The following is a 17,345-nucleotide window of genomic DNA, read 5'->3' as shown; positions in this document are numbered from 1 at the left end:
CAGTCTGTCACTCTGTCGGTGTCATAAGCGGCGTATTGCCGGAACCGACCAGGAGCCGCACCGTGGGGCCCATTCCGATGCAGCGAGACATCCTTCCGCGCTCAACCCCGTTGTACCCACTACGGGATGACGCGCGGTCGGTTTCCCGCACAAGCCTGCCCGGAAATCCGCTGGCGCCGTCCGCCGCGCGCCGCTTCGTACGAGCCGCACTGGCCGACTGGACCAACCTCGGGTTACTCGCCACCTGCGCCTTCTGCCGGGGTACGGCAGGCGGCGGCGGCTGCGCGCCGGGCAGGCACAGTACGGACCGGCTCGCGGACGATGCCGTACTGGTCGTCAACGAACTCGTCACCAACGCCGTAGTCCATGCGGGCACCACCGTCGAACTCCTCTGCCGGCTCGAAGAGGCCGCCGAGGGCGAGCCCGCCGCGCTGGTGATCGAGGTGTCCGACCACCACCCCGCCAGGACCGTACGCAACGAGCCGCACGACGAGGACCGCACCGGCACGCCCGAATACGGACGCGGCCTCCATCTCGTCGCGGCACTCGCCGAGCGCTGGGGCATGACCTATCTCGCCGCCCTCAAGACCGTCTGGGCCCGCCTGCCCGTCGACGGCCTGGAGTCCTGCCCCATGCCCGGCGCCGAACCCGCGCTCCAGCGCGGGCTGCGCGCCGCCGAGATCCTCGCCCCCTCGCCGCGGCGCACCGCCCGCGAGGACCCGGACTGGATCAGCCGAGGAGCGCTCTCCTTCCTCGCCGAGGCCTCCGACCTGCTCGCCGGACAGCTCGACGAGGACATGGTCGCGGCGCTCGCGGGGCAGCTGCTGGTGCCACGGCTCGCCGACTGGTGCGCGATCTGGCTCGACGGCGAGGGCGGACACTCCAGGTGGGGGACGGGCGGACCGTCGGGAGCCGCGCCGCGCCTCGCCCGGGTCTGGCACAGCGACGAGTCGCGGATCGAGGAACTGCGCGACATCCTCGGCAAGGAGCCGCCGCCGCTGCCCGACACCCCGCGCAACGGCCCCGTGCCGATCCCCTGGCCGCGCGAGGGCGAGCCGGGCGCGGGCGACGGGACGGCTCTGGCCTACCGTCTTGTCACCGGCGGGCGCGCTCTCGGCACGCTGCTCGTCGCCCGGCAGGGCGTGGCACGTGTGCCCGACGAAGTGACCGCGCTGATCGAGGACTTCGCGCGGCGGCTCGCCCTCGCGATCGGCGCGGCCCGGCAGTACACCCGGCAGGCAACCATCAGCAAAGTCCTCCAGCGGGGGCTGCTGCCCGGCAAGGTCGGTGAGATCCCCGGCGTCGACCGCTTCCTGGTGTACGAGCCGAGCGACGACGGAGTCGCGGGAGGCGACTTCTACGACATCTTCCCCGCGAGCTCCGGCGGCCGCTGGTGCTTCATGCTCGGCGACGTCCAGGGCAGCGGGCCCGAGGCCGCCGTCGTCACGGGCCTCGCCCGGCCCTGGCTGCGGCTGCTCGCGCGCGAGGGCTACCAGGTCGGCGAGGTGCTCGACCGGCTGAACGGACTGCTGCTCGACGACGCGATGGAGGCGGCGGAGGCGGCCGCGCTGATGGTCGCCGCGGCGGGCGGCCAGGGCCTGCGGGAAGGGCCGCAGGCCCGGTTCCTGTCCCTGCTCTACGGCGAGCTGGTGCGCTCGCCCCTGGGCGGCGTGCGGTGCACCGTCGCCAGCGCCGGGCATCCGCTGCCGCTGCTGCTGCGGCCCGACGGCACGGTGCGTACGGCGGCGGAGCCGCAGGTGCTGCTCGGGGTCGTGGACGAGGTGGCGTACCAGAGCCAGACCTTCGACCTGGAACCCGGTGACACGCTGCTCTGCGTCACTGACGGGGTGACCGAGCGGCGCTCGGGGTCGCGGATGTTCGACGACGGCGACGGTCTCGCAACGGTGCTCGCGGGGTGCGCAGGGCTGACCGCGCAAGGGATCGCCGAACGGATCAAGCAGGCCGTGCACGCGTTCGCGGAGGCGCCGCCGGGCGACGATCTCGCGCTGCTCGTGCTGCAGGCGATGTGAGTCTCGCGGGTGACGGACAATGGGGGGCATGCCTTCCGTACTGCCCGATGGTGAGCCCATGCCCGAGGACGGGGCGCTGCCCGCATCCGCCCTCGAAGAGGCCGCCGGCCGGCCGCTCGCCTTCTATCTGCATGTGCCGTACTGCGCGACCCGCTGCGGCTACTGCGATTTCAACACCTACACGGCGACCGAGCTGCGCGGCTCGGGCGGCGTCCTCGCCTCCCGCGACAACTATGCCGCGACGGTCACCGAGGAGATCCGCCTCGCCCGCAAGGTGCTCGGCGACGACCCGCGGCAGGTGAGGACGGTCTTCGTCGGGGGCGGTACGCCGACACTGCTCGCCGCCTCGGATCTCGTACGGATGCTGGCCGCGGTACGGGAGGAGTTCGGCCTCGCGGACGATGCGGAGATCACCACCGAGGCGAACCCGGAATCGGTGGATCCGGCGTACCTGGCCGAGTTGCGGGAGGGCGGCTTCAACCGGGTGTCCTTCGGGATGCAGAGCGCGCGGCAGCACGTACTGAAGGTGCTGGACCGTACGCACACGCCGGGGCGGCCCGAGGCGTGCGTCGCGGAAGCACGGGCGGCGGGCTTCGACCATGTGAACCTCGACCTCATCTACGGCACCCCCGGGGAGAGCGACGACGACTGGCGCGCTTCCCTCGCGGCGGCGGTGGGGGCCGGCCCCGACCACATATCGGCGTACGCGCTGATCGTTGAGGAGGGCACCCAGCTGGCACGGCGCATCAGGCGCGGCGAGGTGCCGATGACCGACGACGACGTCCACGCGGACCGCTACCTGATCGCGGACTCGGTCCTCGCCGAGGCGGGCTTCGACTGGTACGAGGTCTCCAACTGGTCGACCTCGCAGGCGGGCCGGTGCCTGCACAACGAGCTGTACTGGCGGGGCGCGGACTGGTGGGGCGCGGGCCCCGGAGCCCACAGCCACGTCGGCGGGGTGCGGTGGTGGAACGTCAAGCACCCGGGAGCGTATGCGGCGGCGCTGGCAGAGGGCCGCTCGCCGGGGGCGGGGCGTGAGGTGCTCGCGCCGGAGGACCGCCGGGTGGAGCGGGTGCTCCTGGAACTGCGCCTGCGTGAAGGATGCGAACTGTCGCTGCTGCGGCCGGCGGGGCTGGCGGCGGCGGGGCGGGCGCTGTCGGAGGGCCTGCTGGAGGCGGGGGCGTACGGGGAGGGCCGGGCGGTGCTGACGCTGCGGGGGCGGCTGCTGGCCGACGCGGTGGTGCGGGACTTGGTGGACTAGGGCGTGTTTTAGAAGTAGCGCCGTCCGCCCGCAGGGCGGGCCCCGCGGCGTCTGGTGCGTGCAATCGCAAGGCGGAGGATCGCCCTCGTACTGGACGTACTCGGGCGACTCCGACAACACCGCGTGGGGGCACCTCCCGTGCCCGAAGGGCTACGGGGGAGTGCGTGCCAGGCGTCGCGTGCCAGGCGAGACTTCTAAAACACGCCCTAGGGGGAGGGAGCGGTCCTCAAACGCCGGCGGGGCTGAATGTCAGCCCGGCGCCGTCACGAAGTCGATCAGCTCCTCCACCCGGCCCAGCAGCTCCGGCTCCAGGTCCTTGTACGACCGCACCGCCGACAGGATCCGCTGCCAAGCCGCCCCGGTGTTCTCCTGCCAGCCCAGCGCCCGGCAGACCCCCGTCTTCCAGTCCTGGCCGCGCGGGACCGACGGCCAGGCGCGGATGCCCACCGAGGACGGCTTCACCGCCTCCCACACGTCGATGTACGGGTGGCCCACCACCAGCACGTCCTCTCCTGTGACCTCCGCGGCGATGCGGGACTCCTTCGAGCCCGGGACCAGATGGTCCACCAGTACTCCCAGGCGCGCGTCCGGGCCCGGGCCGAAGTCGCGGACGATCGACGGGAGGTCGTCGATGCCTTCCAGGTATTCGACGACCACGCCCTCGATCCGCAGGTCGTCACCCCACACCCGCTCCACGAGCTCCGCGTCGTGGCGGCCCTCGACATAGATGCGCCCCGCCCGCGCCACTCGCGCACGCGCCCTCGGGACGGCCACCGAGCCCGAGGCGGTACGGGCCGGGCGCACCGGAGCGGCGGCGGAGGGGCGGACGAGTGTGACGACGCGGCCCTCGAGCAGGAAGCCCCGGGGGACCATCGGGAACACCCGGTGCTTGCCGAAGCGGTCCTCCAGCGTGACCGTCGGCCCCTCGGCCGTCTTCTCACAGCGGATCACGGCACCGCAGTAGCCCGTGCCGACCTCCTCGACGACCAGATCCGGCTCGGCCGGCACCTCGGGCGCCGGCTGAGACTTCTTCCAGGGCGGGGTCAGATCCGGGCTGTAGCTGCGCATTCGGCAGACGCTACGACACCCCGAAGCGCGCCGCCAGCAGGTCGCGTTGGGCGCGTACGAACGCCGCGTCGACGACCGCGCCGTGCCCCGGTACGTACACCGCGTCCTCGCCGCCGAGCGACAGCAGCCGGTCCAGTGCCGCGGGCCAGCGGGAGGGGATCGCGTCCGGGCCCGCCTGGGGTTCGCCCGACTCCTCCACGAGGTCGCCGCAGAAGACGACCTCCGGGCTGCCGGGCACCAGGACCGCCAGATCGTGGCCGGAGTGGCCGGGGCCGACGTTCGCCAGCAGCACCTGGCGGCCGCCCAGGTCCAGGGTCCACTCCCCGGACACCGGATGGTGGGGCGTCACCAGCACGTCGGCCGCTTCCGTCGCCTCGGCCTCGGTGACCCCGTGACGTATCGCGGTGTCGCGGATCTCGTCCCGCTCCCGCTGCATCAACGCGCCGATACCGACCGCTCCGTACACCTTCGCGCCCGAGAACGCCGCCGTGCCCAGCACATGGTCGAAGTGGGGATGGCTCAGTGCGATATGCGTCACTCGGCGACCGCCGAGCAGGGCCTGCGCCTGTGCCCGGAGCTCGGCTCCCTCGCGGAGCGTGGAGCCCGTGTCGTAGAGGAGGACACTGTCCTCACCGGCGACCAGGCCGCTGGTCGCGTCCCAGCCGGGAAGCCGCCGGCGCCCCACCCCGGCAGCCAGCCGCTCCCAGCCGAAGTCTTCCCAACTGACGTCCATACCGCGACGCTATCCGTAACCAACCAGCACTGTCGCTCGGTGGCGATGGTCGGCCACCCTTGTTAGGGATGTATCCCGCGGCCGTACACTGGCACGGGGAAATGCTGGCACTCGTACGCATCGAGTGCCAAGCAGTCGCCGAGGAATCACAGCTGGAGGTGTGCGCGATGCTCAGCGAACGCAGACTCGAGGTGCTGCGCGCCATCGTCCAGGACTATGTCGGCACCGAGGAGCCCGTCGGGTCCAAGGCGCTCACCGAGCGTCACAATCTCGGGGTCTCCCCGGCCACCGTCCGCAATGACATGGCGGTGCTGGAGGACGAAGGGTTCATCGCCCAGCCTCATACGAGCGCGGGGCGTATCCCCACGGACAAGGGCTACCGGCTCTTCGTCGACAAGCTGGCCGGCGTCAAGCCGCTGTCGTCGCCCGAGCGCCGTGCCATCCAGAACTTCCTGGACGGAGCCGTCGACCTCGACGACGTCGTGGGCCGTACGGTACGGCTGCTGGCGCAGCTGACCCGGCAGGTCGCGGTGGTCCAGTACCCCTCGCTGACCCGGTCCACCGTCCGGCATGTGGAACTCCTCTCCCTCGCGCCCGCTCGCCTGATGCTCGTGCTGATCACGGACACCGGCCGGGTCGAGCAGCGCATGATCGACTGCCCCGCGCCCTTCGCGGAATCCTCGCTCGCGGACCTGCGGGCCCGGCTCAACAGCCGGGTCGTGGGTCGCCGCTTCGCGGATGTGCCGCAGCTGGTGCAGGATCTTCCCGACTCCTTCGAGGCAGAGGACCGGGGGACGGTTTCCACCGTGCTCTCGACCCTGCTCGAAACCCTGGTCGAGGAGACCGAGGAGCGGCTGATGATCGGCGGCACCGCCAATCTGACGCGCTTCGGACACGACTTCCCGCTGACCATCCGGCCGGTGCTCGAAGCTCTCGAGGAGCATGTGGTGCTCCTCAAGCTGCTCGGTGAGGCCAAGGAAGCGGGCGGCATGGGCATGACTGTGAAGATCGGTCATGAGAACGCCCATGAGGGACTCAACTCCACGTCCGTCGTCGCGGTCGGCTACGGTTCGGGCGACGAGGCAGTTGCCAAACTCGGCGTGGTCGGACCGACCCGCATGGACTACCCCGGAACGATGGGAGCGGTACGCGCAGTGGCACGTTACGTCGGACAGATCCTGGCGGAGTCGTAAGTGGCCACGGACTACTACGCCGTACTCGGCGTACGCCGCGACGCGTCCCAGGACGAGATCAAGAAGGCCTTCCGCCGACTTGCCCGTGAACTCCACCCGGATGTCAATCCGGACCCGAAGACGCAGGAGCGCTTCAAGGAGATCAACGCCGCCTACGAGGTGCTGTCGGACCCGCAGAAGAAGCAGGTCTACGACCTCGGCGGCGACCCGCTCTCGCAGGCGGGCGGCCAGGGCGCGGGCGGCTTCGGCGCCGGTGGCTTCGGGAACTTCTCGGACATCATGGACGCGTTCTTCGGAACGGCATCGCAGCGGGGCCCCAGGTCGCGCACGCGGCGCGGCCAGGACGCGATGATCCGCCTGGAGATCGAGCTCAACGAGGCCGCCTTCGGCACGACGAAGGACATCCAGGTCGACACGGCCGTCGTCTGTACGACGTGTTCGGGCGAGGGCGCCGCGCCGGGTACCTCGGCGCAGACCTGCGACATGTGCCGCGGTCGCGGCGAGGTCTCGCAGGTGACGCGGTCCTTCCTGGGCCAGGTCATGACCTCCCGGCCGTGCCCCCAGTGCCAGGGCTTCGGAACGGTCGTGCCGACCCCGTGCCCCGAGTGCGCGGGCGACGGGCGGGTACGGTCCCGCCGCACCCTGACCGTCAAGATCCCGGCCGGTGTCGACAACGGCACGCGCATTCAGCTCGCGGGCGAGGGCGAGGTCGGCCCTGGCGGCGGCCCCGCGGGCGACCTGTACGTCGAGATCCACGAACTGCCGCACCCGGTGTTCCAGCGCCGCGGCGACGATCTCCACTGCACGGTGACGATCCCCATGACGGCGGCGGCGCTGGGCACGAAGTGCCCGCTGGAGACGCTGGACGGCATCGAGGAGATCGACATCCGTCCGGGCACGCAGTCCGGCCAGTCGATCCCGCTGCACGGGCGCGGCATCACGCACCTGCGGGGCGGCGGCCGCGGCGACCTGATCGTGCATGTCGAGGTGATGACCCCGACGAAACTGGACGTGGACCAGGAGCGGCTGCTGCGGGACCTGGCGAAGCTGCGCGGCGAGGAAAGGCCGACGGGGCAGTTCCAGCCGGGGCAGCAGGGACTGTTCTCCCGCCTGAAGGACGCGTTCAACGGACGGTGACTGCAGTCACACGGTTCGTGGTTGCCGTGGGCCGGGGGGGGCGTTGGTGGTGGCTGTCCGGTGGGTGTTTTGCGGGCGAACCCGCAGCGGGGCGACCCGGACGTCATCTCAAACGCCGGACGGGCTGGATGTCAGCCCGTCCGGCGTTTGAGGACAGGCCCGAAGGGTGCGCAAGCCCCGGGTAACGAACGGAACGCTGGATTCGGTGGCGCGCCGGTCGCATGGCACCATGCCTCCATGTCCTCCGCACTGACCGATCTTTGCCGGTATCCGATCGTGCAGGCCCCCATGGCCGGCGGCGCATCCTGCCCCCAGCTTGCCGCCGCCGTGTCCGAAGCCGGCGGGCTCGGGTTCCTCGCTGCCGGGTACAAGACAGCGGACGGCATGTACCAGGAGGTCAAACAGGTTCGCGGGCTCACCGCGCAGCCCTTCGGCGTCAATCTCTTCATGCCGCAGCCCAACACCGCCGACCCCGGTGCCGTCGAGGTCTACCGCAATCAGCTCGCCGGCGAGGCCACCTGGTACGAGACCCCTCTCGGCGACCCCGAGTCCGGGCGGGACGACGGCTACGAGGCCAAGCTGGCCATCCTCCTCGACGACCCCGTACCCCTGGTCTCCTTCACCTTCGGCTGCCCGACCCGCAGTGTGCTCGACTCCTTCGCCAAGGCCGGGACCTTCACCGTCGTCACCGTCACCACGCCCGAGGAGGCGCAGGCAGCGCAGTGGGCCGGGGCCGACGCCGTGTGTGTGCAGGGCATCGAGGCCGGCGGCCACCAGGGCACCCACCGCGACGACCCCGAGTCCGACGGCACCGGAATCGGGCTGCTCTCGCTCGTCGCCCTGGTCCGCGAAAGCGTGCAGCTTCCGGTCATCGCCGCGGGCGGACTGATGCGCGGCGGCCAGATCGCGGGCGTGCTCGCGGCGGGGGCGGTCGCAGCGCAGCTCGGGACGGCGTTCCTGGTCTGCCCCGAGTCCGGTGCGAACGCGTTGCACAAACAGGCCATGACGAATCCTTTGTTCGTACGCACCGAACTCACCCGCGCCTTCTCCGGGCGGCCCGCCCGCGGCCTCGTGAACCGCTTCATGCGCGAGCACGGCCCGTACGCACCCGCCGCGTACCCCCAGGTGCACCACCTGACCAGCGGTCTGCGCAAGGCCGCGGCCAAGGCGGGCGACCCGCAGGGCATGGCGCTGTGGGCCGGGCAGGGCCACCGGCTGGCGCGTGAACTGCCGGCCGGCCGCCTCATCGACGTCCTTGTGGCCGAAACGGACTCCGCGCGCGCCGCTCTGGCGTTGGGCGGTTCCCGATGACAGCGCCGGTCTTCGTCGTCGACTCCCTGGAGGGCGTCGGCCCGGGGGCGAGCGTCATTCTGGACGGGCCCGAGGGACGGCACGCCGTCTCCGTACGCAGGCTGCAGCCCGGCGAGGACATCGTGCTGACGGACGGGCGCGGGCGGGGGGCTGCGGGAGTTGTCGTACGGGCCGAGGGCAAGGACCGGCTGATCGTCGAGCCGCGGGAGTTCCCGACGGAGCCGGAGCCGGCGCCCCGTATCACCGTGGTCCAGGCCCTGCCCAAGGGCGACCGCGGTGAACTTGCCGTCGAGACGATGACGGAGACCGGGGTCGACGCGGTCGTGCCGTGGGCCGCCGCGCGCTGCATCACGCAGTGGAAGGGCGAACGGGGCGCCAAGTCGCTCGCGAAGTGGCGGGCGACGGCGCGCGAGGCGGGCAAGCAGTCGCGCCGGCTCCGCTTCCCGGAGGTCGCGGACGCGGCAACGACCAAGCAGGTTGCGTCACTTCTGGCCGAAGCGGACTTCGCGGCGGTGCTGCACGAGGAGGGCGCCGAGCCGCTGGCCACGGCTGAGCTTCCCGCGGAGGGGTCGATCGTGCTGGTGGTGGGGCCCGAAGGGGGTGTGTCCCCACAGGAGTTGGCGGCGTTCGCCGAGGCGGGCGCGAAGCCGTACCGGCTGGGCCGGAGTGTGCTGCGCACGTCGACGGCGGGCACGGCGGCGACGGCGCTCCTGCTCGGCCGCACGGGCCGCTGGTCCTAGCACGGCGGGCGCTTCACGAGTGGCGGCAAGCGGACTACCGCAGCCGGTGACACAGTGGGAGGCTGCCTCTCATGGGGGCTCTGAGACGCGTACTCGACCCGCGCACCCTCGCCGCAGTCTGCGCTGCCTCGGCCGCAGTTGTCGGTGTCGGTGCCTGTGAACCGACCACCGGCGGGCTCAGTTCCGTCGCGGTCGCGGTCACCACCGACAAGACGGCGACCAGCACGCTGGAGCGGATCGGCTTCAAGGTGCGCTGGCTCAGTTGTACGGCCACCATGAACGGCGGCAAGGCGCCCGCCTCCGCGTCGCCGTCCGGGCCGAGCGTGGCCACCGTCGACTGTCAGGGTGAGACCGAATCCGGGCAGAAGATCACGGTCAAGGGCAAGGTGACGGACGAGCGTTCGGGCAGGTGTGTACGCGGGGATCTCGTCGCAAAGGTCGGCGGCAAGGTCGTCTTCGAGGCGAGCATGCTCGGCAACTGCAGTGCCGCGCCCAGCAGTACGCCGGTGACCCGGCCGCCGGGCGGGCCCGGGCGTCCCACGGTCACCGTCACGGTGACCGTGACCGAGACACCCGACGCGCCGGGCAAGTGATCCGAAAGCCGTGACCGGGCGGCGGCCACTTGCCTAGGGTGACGGTGTGACGCACCCTGCCTACCTCCGGTATCCGCATGTCCACGGCGAGTTGATCGCCTTCACCGCAGAGGACGACGTCTGGGTCGCCCCTCTCGACGGCGGCCGCGCGTGGCGCGTCAGCGCCGACAACGTTCCGGTGAACCATCCGAGGATTTCGCCCGACGGTACGCACATAGCCTGGTCCTCACAGCGGGCAGGCGCCCCCGAAGTGCATCTCGCGCCTGTCGACGGCGGTCCCACGGACCGCCTGACGTACTGGGGCAGCGCCAAGACGTCCGTCCGCGGCTGGACCCCCGACGGCCGGGTCCTCGCGATCACCACCCACGGCCAGGCCACGCTGCGCCGCACCTGGGCGCGTGCCGTGCCGCTCGACGGCGGGCCCGCGGCCGTACTCCCGTACGGGCCCGTCGGCGATGTCGCGCACGGGCCGTACACCGTGCTGCTCTCCGCCACGATGGGCCGCGAGGCCGCCGCCTGGAAGCGCTACCGGGGCGGCACCGCGGGCAAGTTGTGGATCGACCCGGACGGCGAGGGCGAGTTCGTACGCCTCCACGAGGAGCTCGACGGGAACATCGAGTACCCCCTCTGGGTGGGGGACCGGATCGCTTTCCTGTCCGACCACGAAGGCGCCGGCGCGCTCTATTCGTCGGCGGCCGACGGGTCCGGGCTGCGGCGGCACACGCCGGTCGACGGCTTCTACGCCCGCCACGCCTCCACCGACGGCACCCGCGTCGTCTACGCATCCGCCGGTGAACTGTGGCTCCTCGACGACCTGGACGCCGCCGAACCCCGCCGGCTCGACATCCGCCTCGGCGGCCAGCGCACCGATCTGCGCCCACGCCCCGTCAGGGCCGACCACCACTTCGGCACCGCGGCCCCCGACCACACGGGCCGCGGCAGCGCCGTGGAGGTCCGCGGCGGCGTGCACTGGGTCACCCACCGGGAGGGGCCCGCGCGGGCGCTCGCCGCAGAGCCCGGCGTACGGGCCAGGCTGCCCCGCACCTTCCGCGTCCAGGGTGAGGAACACGTCGTCTGGGTCACCGACGCCGAGGGCGAGGACGCACTCGAATTCGCCCCGGCCACCGGCCCCGCGCCCGGCGCGACACCCCGCAGGCTCGGCGCCGGACGCCTCGGCCGTGTACTGAGCCTCGCCGTCGCACCCGACGGCAGCCGGGCCGCCGTCGCCTCGCACGACGGCCGCGTCCTGCTCGTCGACCGTGAGTCGGGTGAGGTCCGCGAGGCCGACCGCAGTGAGCACGGCGACGCCACCGGCCTTGCCTTCTCGCCCGACTCCGGCTGGCTCGCCTGGTCGCACGCGGGACCCGACCCGCTGCGCCAGCTCAAGCTCGCCAACACCGCCGATCTGTCGGTCTCCGAGGCGACCCCGCTGCGCTTCTGCGACTACCAGCCCGCCTTCACGCTCGACGGAAAGCACCTCGCGTTCCTCTCCGAGCGCGCCTTCGACCCGGTCTACGACACGCATGTCTTCGACCTCGCCTTCGTCCGCGGCTGCCGCCCGCATCTGATCACGCTGGCGGCCGCCACGCCCTCGCCGTTCGGGCCGCAGCGCCACGGCCGGGCGTTCGAGACGGACAAGGACAAGGACCAGGTACGGCAGGAGGGCGAGGACAGTGGCGTCCCCGTGACCCGTATCGACCTCGAAGGGCTCGCCGACCGGATAGTGCCCTTCCCCGTCGAGGCCGCCAGCTACTCCACGCTGCGCGCCGCCAAGGACGGACTGCTGTGGCTGCGCCACCCGCTGCGCGGCGTCCTCGGCGCGACCCGTGCGACGCCGGACGACCCGGGGCCCCAGACTGCTCTGGAGAGGTACGACCTCGTCCAGCAGCGGAGCGAGGAACTCACCCCGGACGCGACGAGCTTCTCCGTCAGCGGAGACGGCAAGCGGGTGCTGCTGTACACCGACGGCAAGCTCAAGGTGGTCCCGAGCGACCGCAGGGCCTCGCGGGACGAGGACAGCGACACCAACATCACCGTCGACCTCTCGCGGGTGCGCGGCAGCGTCGACCCGGCCGCCGAGTGGCGGCAGATGTACGACGAGGCCGGGCGCCTGATGCGCGACAACTTCTGGCGCGCGGACCTCGGCGGCGTCGACTGGGACGGCGTCCTGGACCGCTACCGCCCGATCCTGTCCAGGGTGGCCACCCACGACGATCTGATCGATCTGCTCTGGGAGGTGCAGGGCGAGCTCGGCACCTCGCACGCCTATGTCACGCCGCGCGGCGGGTACGGAAGCGCGAGCACCCGCCAGGGCCTGCTGGGAGCGGACATCTCCCGTGCGGCGGACGGAGCCTGGCGGATCGACCGCATCCTGCCGTCCGAGACGTCCGACCCGAACGCCCACTCACCGCTCGCGGCGCCCGGCGTCGCCGTCCGCGCGGGCGACGCGATCCTCGCGGTGGACGGCAGGCCGGTGGACCCGGTCGCCGGGCCCGGACCGCTGCTCGTGGGCGCCGCGGGCAAGCCCGTCGAACTGACCGTTTCCCCGGCGGGCGGCGGCGATCCGCGCCACGCTGTGGTCGTACCGCTCAGTGACGAGGAGCCGCTGCGCTACCACGCCTGGGTAGCGGACCGTCGTGCCTACGTCCATGAGAAGTCCGGCGGTCGCCTCGGCTATCTGCACGTCCCCGACATGCAGGCGCCCGGTTGGGCCCAGATCCACCGCGATCTGCGGATCGAGGTCGCCTGCGAGGGCCTGGTGGTGGACGTACGCGAGAACCGCGGCGGGCACACCTCCCAACTCGTCGTCGAGAAGCTGGCGCGCCGGATCGTGGGCTGGGACCTGCCGCGCGGGATGCAGCCGTTCAGCTACCCGCAGGACGCGCCGCGCGGCCCCGTGGTCGCGGTGGCGAACGAGTTCTCGGGCTCGGACGGCGACATCGTCAACGCGGCGATCAAGGCGCTCGGCATCGGCCCGGTCGTGGGAACACGCACCTGGGGAGGCGTTGTAGGCATTGACAGCCGGTACTCCCTGGTGGACGGGACGCTGGTGACCCAGCCCAAGTACGCGTTCTGGCTGGAGGGGTACGGCTGGGGCGTGGAGAACCACGGCGTCGACCCGGACGTGGAGGTGGTGATGTCCCCTCAGGACCATGCGGCGGGGCGCGACCCGCAGCTGGACGAGGCGGTACGGATGGCGCTCGCGGTGCTGTCGGAGAACCCGGCGAAGTCCCCGCCGGACCTGCCCCAGGGACTGTGACGGCACGACCCAGGACGCTGGCTGCCTGCCGCACCGGGCGCCGGTCCCCACGGACCGGCGCCCGGCGGCGGCGCGCGTGGCCGATACGATGCAAGCCGTAGTGGACCCACGCGAGGAGGACCCCGGCATGGCGGGAGAACCGCAGGCTGACTGCCTGTTCTGCAAGATCGTCGCGGGGGAGGTGCCCGCCACCGTCGTACGGGAGACCGAACGGATCGTCGCCTTCCGCGACATCAACCCCCAGGCCCCCACCCACATTCTGATCATCCCCAAGGCGCACTACCGTGACGCCGCCTCGCTCGCCGCCGCCGAGCCGGAGCTCGCCGCCGATGTGCTGCGCGAGGCGGGTGAGGTCGCCGCCGAGGAGAAGGTGGACGGCGCCGGATACCGGCTCGTCTTCAACACGGGAAGCGGTGCCGGCCAGACGGTCTTCCACGCCCACGCGCATCTGCTGGGCGGCCGCGGTCTCGAATGGCCCCCGGGATAAGGAAGCCGACTCACCTTGTCCGTACGTGAATTGGTCGTGCTCGGTACCGCCAGCCAGGTCCCGACCCGGCATCGCAACCACAACGGCTACCTCCTGCGCTGGGACGGCGAGGGCATGCTGTTCGACCCCGGCGAGGGCACGCAGCGCCAGATGCTGCGGGCCGGGGTCGCCGCGCACGACATCAACCGGATCTGCGTCACGCATTTCCACGGCGACCACTCCCTCGGCCTCGCCGGAGTGATCCAGCGCATCAACCTCGACCGGGTCCCGCACGAGGTGTCCGCGCACTACCCGGCAAGCGGGCAGCGTTTCTTCGACCGGCTGCGGTACGCGACGGCCTACCGCGAAACCGTCGAGCTGATCCAGGCCCCCGTCGCCGCCGACGGAGTGCTGGCCGAGACCGGCTCGTACACCCTCGAAGCCCGCAGGCTCTCGCACCCCGTCGAGTCGTACGGCTACTGCGTCACCGAGCCGGACGGCCGCCGCATGCTGCCCGAGGAGCTCGCCGCGCACGGCATCAAGGGTCCCGACGTGGGGCGGCTCCTGCGCGAGGGCGAGGTGAACGGCGTCACCCTGGCCGAGGTCAGCGAGGTCCGCAAGGGACAGCGGTTCGCCTTCGTCATGGACACCCGCCTCTGCGACGGCGTGCACGCGCTCGCGGACGGTTGCGACATGCTCGTCATCGAGTCGACCTTCCTCGACGAGGACGGACAACTGGCCACGGACCACGGCCACCTGACCGCCGGGCAGGCGGCGCGGGCCGCCCGCGACGCGGGAGTGCGGCATCTGGTTCTCACGCACTTCTCGCAGCGCTACAGCGACCCGGACGAGTTCGAGCGGCAGGCACGCGCGGCCGGGTTCGACGGCGAACTGACCATCGCCCAGGACCTGTTGCGCGTTCCCCTCCCCAAGAGGCACCAGTGAACGAGGCGAAAGCCGTATCACCCGTTCGGTGAGCAGCACACGGTCCCATTGACTGCCCTCCGCGCTGTATCTAGTCTCGATCTCGTTCTCATCCATGTACGGCATCTACATAGGGAGACGGCGGTGGCGCGGGACCTGACGATCACCGAGGTGCGGCTCACCCCGATCCTCGTCGCCGACCCGCCGCTGCTCAACACCCAGGGCGTGCACCAGCCGTACACCCCCCGCCTCATCGTCGAAGTGGTCACGGCCGACGGTGTCACCGGCGTCGGCGAAACCTACGGAGACACCAAGTACCTCGACCTCGCAGCGCCCTTGGCGGACGCGCTGCCCGGCCGCCAGGTCAGCGATGTGAACGGCCTGGACCGGCTTGCCGACCTCGTGTGCGGCGATTCGCCCCGGGCCACGGGCGCGGACGCCGTCGACGCGGGCGGACTGCGCGGGGTGCAGACGGCCGACAAACTGCGGCTGTCCGTCGTCTCCGGCTTCGAGGTCGCCTGCCTCGACGCGCTCGGCAAGGCACTGGGGCTGCCCGTGCACGCGCTGCTCGGGGGCAAGGTGCGCGACGCCGTCGAGTACAGCGCGTATCTCTTCTACCGCTGGGCCGGACACCCGGGCGGGGCCGGGGAGCCGGACGACTGGGGCGCGGCGCTCGACCCGGCGGGTGTGGTCGCCCAGGCCAGGCGTTTCTCGCGCCGGTACGGCTTCGCCTCCTTCAAGCTCAAGGGCGGCGTCTTCGAGCCGGACCAGGAGATCGCGGCCGTACGGGCGCTCGCGGAGGCCTTCCCGGGACAGCCGCTACGGCTGGACCCCAACGGCGCCTGGTCGGTCGAGACCTCGCTGAGGGTCGCGGAGGAGCTCGGGGACGTACTGGAGTATCTGGAGGACCCGGCGAGCGGCACCGACCGGATGGCCGCCGTGGCTGCCGCCACCGGAGTGCCGCTCGCGACCAACATGTGCGTTACCACCTTCGCGGAGATCCCGGAGGCCTTCGCGCGCGGCGCCGTCCAGATCGTTCTCTGCGACCACCACTACTGGGGCGGACTGCTAAACACCCGTGAACTGGCCGCGATCTGCGGCACGTTCGGGGTCGGCCTGTCCATGCACTCCAATACGCACCTGGGTATCAGCCTCGCCGCCATGACCCATGTCGCCGCCGTCGTCCCCCGTCTGGACCACGCCTGCGACAGCCACTACCCCTGGCAGACCGAGGACGTCATCACCGAGCGCCTCGACTTCAAGGACGGCCGTATCACCGTCAGCGATCTGCCGGGGCTCGGCGTCGAACTCGACCGGGACAAGCTCGCCCGCCTGAACCGGCGCTGGCTCGACGACGACGGCACGATGCGCGAACGCGACGACGCGGCGGCGATGCGGGTCGCCGAGCCGGGCTGGGCCGCACCGCCCGTCCCGCGCTGGTAGCCCGGGCGCCCCCAGCCGCTCCATCGGGCAGACTGGCCTGATCTGCACCACGTACCAGGAGCGGCACGGTGAGCACTCGACTCGGAGAGCAACGGGACCACGCGGCCGCCTGCCTCGACCCGCTCGCGGGCCTGCGGACCCCCGACGACCCGGCCTGCGACGTCTACCTCACCGGCAACGTCTTCCTGGACATCATCTTCACCGGCCTCGACTCCGCGCCCGTCCGCGGCACCGAGTCCTGGGCCCGCGGCATGGGATCGAGCCCCGGGGGCGTCGCCAACATGGCCACCGCCCTCGCCCGCCTCGGGCTGCGCACCTCGCTCGCCGCCGCCTTCGGGGACGACCACTACGGCGAGTACTGCTGGGACGCCCTCGAACAGGGTGAGGGCATCGACCTCGCCCTCTCACGCACCGTCCCCGGCTGGCACTCGCCCGTCACCGTCTCCATGGCGTACGAGGGCGAACGCACGATGGTCTCCCACGGCCACGAGGCCCCGCCGCCGGAGCCCGCCCCTGACTGCCCGCCGCCCGCCCGCGCCGCCGTCGCGTCGCTGACACCGGGCCGGGCCGAGTGGATCGCGCAGGCCGCCCGCAAGGGCACCCGCATCTTCGCCGACGTCGGCTGGGACGAGACCGGCCGCTGGGACCCCGACGACCTCGCCGATCTGGAGCACTGCGAGGCCTTCCTGCCCAACGCGGAGGAGGCGATGCGCTACACCCGCACCGACTGCCCGCGCGCAGCCGCCCGCGCGCTGACAGAACGGGTTCCGGTCGCCGTCGTCACGCTGGGTGCGGAGGGCGCCTACGCGGTGGACGGGGCGACCGGTGAGAGCGCTCAGGTTCCGGCCATCGAGGTGGAGGCGCTCGACCCGACGGGGGCCGGGGACGTGTTCGTGGCAGGGTTCGTCACCGGCACCCTCGCCGGCTGGCCGCTCGCCGACCGGCTCGCCTTCGCCGGGCTGACGGCCGCCCTGTCGGTGCAGGAGTTCGGCGGATCACTCTCCGCGCCCGGCTGGTCCGAGATCGCGGCATGGTGGCAGCACGTTCAGGTCGTCGCCGACCAGGACCCCGCGGCCCTGCGGCGGTACGCCTTCCTGGAAGCGCTGCTGCCCGCCCCGGCCAGGCCCTGGCCGCTGCGCAGGGCGGTCCCGACCATCGGCTTCGGCCGCTCCGCGTAGCAGGGCGAC

Annotated in this window: 14 protein-coding genes; 12 read left to right on the top strand and 2 right to left on the bottom strand. The window is 72.0% G+C overall.

The annotated features are described in order from the left end of the window. Positions 1-77 precede the first annotated feature (77 nt). Together FBY35_RS30140 and hemW are read left to right on the top strand one after the other, a co-directional pair. Positions 78-2,030 carry an ATP-binding SpoIIE family protein phosphatase gene (locus FBY35_RS30140; RefSeq protein WP_142218243.1) on the top strand — a complete coding sequence of 651 codons (1,953 nt, stop codon included), beginning with the start codon at positions 78-80 and terminating at the stop codon, positions 2,028-2,030. A 28-nt stretch (positions 2,031-2,058) separates the two neighbouring features. After that, complete coding sequence (gene hemW, locus FBY35_RS30135; RefSeq protein WP_142217106.1) at positions 2,059-3,291, top strand: radical SAM family heme chaperone HemW; 1,233 nt, start codon at positions 2,059-2,061, stop codon at positions 3,289-3,291. Positions 3,292-3,540: 249 nt separating this feature from the next. Here the strand turns inward: hemW and FBY35_RS30125 are convergent, their stop codons facing one another. Further along, positions 3,541-4,359: a DUF3097 domain-containing protein gene (locus FBY35_RS30125; protein ID WP_142217105.1), complete on the bottom strand. Its 819-nt coding sequence runs from the start codon at positions 4,357-4,359 to the stop codon at positions 3,541-3,543. A gap of 10 nt (positions 4,360-4,369) precedes the next feature. After that, positions 4,370-5,092, bottom strand: a complete 723-nt coding sequence (locus FBY35_RS30120) for an MBL fold metallo-hydrolase (protein WP_142217104.1) — start codon at positions 5,090-5,092, stop codon at positions 4,370-4,372. A 167-nt stretch (positions 5,093-5,259) separates the two neighbouring features. Between FBY35_RS30120 and hrcA the strand changes: the two genes are divergently transcribed. From hrcA to FBY35_RS30070, 10 genes are all read left to right on the top strand, one after another. Next, entirely contained in the window at positions 5,260-6,285 is a 1,026-nt protein-coding gene (hrcA, locus tag FBY35_RS30115) for a heat-inducible transcriptional repressor HrcA (RefSeq protein WP_142218242.1), read from the top strand. Beyond that, positions 6,286-7,422, top strand: a complete 1,137-nt coding sequence (gene dnaJ, locus FBY35_RS30110) for a molecular chaperone DnaJ (protein WP_142217103.1) — start codon at positions 6,286-6,288, stop codon at positions 7,420-7,422. 237 nt (positions 7,423-7,659) lie between these two features. Continuing rightward, positions 7,660-8,733 (top strand): nitronate monooxygenase, encoded by a 1,074-nt coding sequence (locus FBY35_RS30105; RefSeq protein ID WP_142217102.1) that lies wholly within the window; start codon positions 7,660-7,662, stop codon positions 8,731-8,733. After that, the gene (locus FBY35_RS30100) at positions 8,730-9,473 is read left to right on the top strand and encodes a 16S rRNA (uracil(1498)-N(3))-methyltransferase (protein ID WP_142217101.1); all 744 of its coding nucleotides are present in this window, start codon (positions 8,730-8,732) and stop codon (positions 9,471-9,473) included. Before FBY35_RS30105 ends, FBY35_RS30100 begins: the two co-directional genes overlap by 4 nt. Before the next feature lie 71 nt (positions 9,474-9,544). Beyond that, positions 9,545-10,066 (top strand): hypothetical protein, encoded by a 522-nt coding sequence (locus FBY35_RS30095; protein WP_142217100.1) that lies wholly within the window; start codon positions 9,545-9,547, stop codon positions 10,064-10,066. A gap of 46 nt (positions 10,067-10,112) precedes the next feature. Then, positions 10,113-13,325: a S41 family peptidase gene (locus FBY35_RS30090; protein ID WP_142217099.1), complete on the top strand. Its 3,213-nt coding sequence runs from the start codon at positions 10,113-10,115 to the stop codon at positions 13,323-13,325. 127 nt (positions 13,326-13,452) lie between these two features. Then, entirely contained in the window at positions 13,453-13,812 is a 360-nt protein-coding gene (locus FBY35_RS30085; RefSeq protein WP_142217098.1) for a histidine triad nucleotide-binding protein, read from the top strand. A 15-nt stretch (positions 13,813-13,827) separates the two neighbouring features. Continuing rightward, positions 13,828-14,736 (top strand): ribonuclease Z, encoded by a 909-nt coding sequence (locus FBY35_RS30080; RefSeq protein WP_142217097.1) that lies wholly within the window; start codon positions 13,828-13,830, stop codon positions 14,734-14,736. A 123-nt stretch (positions 14,737-14,859) separates the two neighbouring features. Then, positions 14,860-16,158 carry a glucarate dehydratase family protein gene (locus FBY35_RS30075; RefSeq protein ID WP_142217096.1) on the top strand — a complete coding sequence of 433 codons (1,299 nt, stop codon included), beginning with the start codon at positions 14,860-14,862 and terminating at the stop codon, positions 16,156-16,158. A 68-nt stretch (positions 16,159-16,226) separates the two neighbouring features. Then, positions 16,227-17,336: a carbohydrate kinase family protein gene (locus FBY35_RS30070; RefSeq protein WP_142217095.1), complete on the top strand. Its 1,110-nt coding sequence runs from the start codon at positions 16,227-16,229 to the stop codon at positions 17,334-17,336. Positions 17,337-17,345 lie beyond the last annotated feature (9 nt).

This window comes from Streptomyces sp. SLBN-118, from assembly GCF_006715635.1.
In the GTDB taxonomy this organism is placed as follows: Bacteria; Actinomycetota; Actinomycetes; order Streptomycetales; family Streptomycetaceae; genus Streptomyces.
This window is presented reverse-complemented; position numbering and strand designations above follow the sequence as displayed.

Coding starts and splice junctions, on each gene's coding strand:
- FBY35_RS30140 (WP_142218243.1), top strand. CDS start 78: ATGCAGCGAGACATCCTTCCGCGCTCAACCCCGTTGTACCCACTACGG.
- hemW (WP_142217106.1), top strand. CDS start 2,059: ATGCCTTCCGTACTGCCCGATGGTGAGCCCATGCCCGAGGACGGGGCG.
- FBY35_RS30125 (WP_142217105.1), bottom strand. CDS start 4,359: ATGCGCAGCTACAGCCCGGATCTGACCCCGCCCTGGAAGAAGTCTCAG.
- FBY35_RS30120 (WP_142217104.1), bottom strand. CDS start 5,092: ATGGACGTCAGTTGGGAAGACTTCGGCTGGGAGCGGCTGGCTGCCGGG.
- hrcA (WP_142218242.1), top strand. CDS start 5,260: ATGCTCAGCGAACGCAGACTCGAGGTGCTGCGCGCCATCGTCCAGGAC.
- FBY35_RS30105 (WP_142217102.1), top strand. CDS start 7,660: ATGTCCTCCGCACTGACCGATCTTTGCCGGTATCCGATCGTGCAGGCC.
- FBY35_RS30100 (WP_142217101.1), top strand. CDS start 8,730: ATGACAGCGCCGGTCTTCGTCGTCGACTCCCTGGAGGGCGTCGGCCCG.
- FBY35_RS30095 (WP_142217100.1), top strand. CDS start 9,545: ATGGGGGCTCTGAGACGCGTACTCGACCCGCGCACCCTCGCCGCAGTC.
- FBY35_RS30085 (WP_142217098.1), top strand. CDS start 13,453: ATGGCGGGAGAACCGCAGGCTGACTGCCTGTTCTGCAAGATCGTCGCG.